This window comes from Falsiruegeria mediterranea M17 (genome assembly GCF_900302455.1).
In the GTDB taxonomy this organism is placed as follows: domain Bacteria; phylum Pseudomonadota; class Alphaproteobacteria; order Rhodobacterales; family Rhodobacteraceae; genus Falsiruegeria; species Falsiruegeria mediterranea.
This window is the reverse complement of the sequence record NZ_ONZG01000043.1, coordinates 1-1,048: the sequence shown is the minus strand read 5'-3', so window position 1 is coordinate 1,048 and position 1,048 is coordinate 1. Positions and strand designations below refer to the sequence as shown.

At 57.8% G+C, this 1,048-nt stretch carries 2 protein-coding genes; both read left to right on the top strand.

Annotated features, from left to right (window positions below; translation table 11 throughout):
* Window positions 1-3: 3 nt before the first annotated feature.
* On the top strand, window positions 4-510 hold the full coding sequence (gene comD / locus TRM7615_RS25260) for a sulfopyruvate decarboxylase subunit alpha (RefSeq protein WP_108792741.1): 507 nt from the start codon (window positions 4-6) through the stop codon (window positions 508-510).
* Window positions 507-1,048: sulfopyruvate decarboxylase subunit beta (gene comE, locus TRM7615_RS25255; RefSeq protein ID WP_108792740.1), on the top strand; the 542-nt coding region annotated here is incomplete at its 3' end. The genes comD and comE, both read left to right, overlap by 4 nt.

Here is a 1,048-nt window from a genome sequence, read left to right as displayed (position 1 = left end):
CCAATGACCATAGACAAGAGGATCACGGATGATCTGATCTCGAACGGGATCGAATTCGTGACGACCGTTCCGTGTAAACAACTGGCCGGGGTGATCGACGAGGTCGACAAACGCCCCGAGATCCAGCACGTGCCCTCGAACAAGGAAGACGAGGGGATGGGCCTGTGTGCCGGCGCCTGGATGGGGGGAAAACGCCCCGCCATCATCATGCAGAACACGGCCATCGGCGTCACGATCAACACTTTGGCAACCTTGATTCAGTACTATCGCATGCCGCTGCCGATGTTGATTTCCTATCGCGGAGAGCTGCGCGAACCGGTCGCCTGCCAGGTCGAAATGGCGGTTCACACCAAGGCGCTTTTGGCGCAGCTGAACATCCCAACCTACCATTTTCATTGGCAAAAAGACGTCGAAGAGCTGGACAATATCCTGAAATACACCTTCATGAGCAACAAGCCCGTGGCGATCCTGACCGACGCCAACTTCTGGGGAGGCTATGGCGACCAATGATCCGTTCAGAAATTCTTAAAGAGATCGCCCCTATCCTGCGCGAGCAGCTTGTGGTCTGCAACATCGGCATTCCCAGCCAGGAACTGCATGCCATCGACGATCAGCCCAGCAATTTCTACATGCTGGGAACGATGGGGCTTGCGTCCTCGATTGGTCTGGGCCTGGCGCTGGCGCAGCCGAAACCGGTTGTGGTGATCGATGGGGATGGCTCGGTTCTGACCAACCTCGGCACCTTGCCGACGATCGCCAACAACGTGGCGGACAACTATGTGCTGCTGATCATCGACAACGGGTCTTATGGCTCGACCGGGGATCAGCCGACCTATGCGGGGATGAAAACCTCGTTGACGGCGATGGCGCGCGCGGCGGGCTGCGAGAACGTGGTCGAATGCCGGGCCGAAGAGACTGGAGCCGTGCTGCAGGCGGCGCTGGACGGTGGCAAGATGACCGTGATCGTCAGCAAATGCGAAAGCGGCAACGCAAAAATGCCCGTCATAACAATGGATCCCGTCGTCATCAGAGACAGGTTCATGAAGGC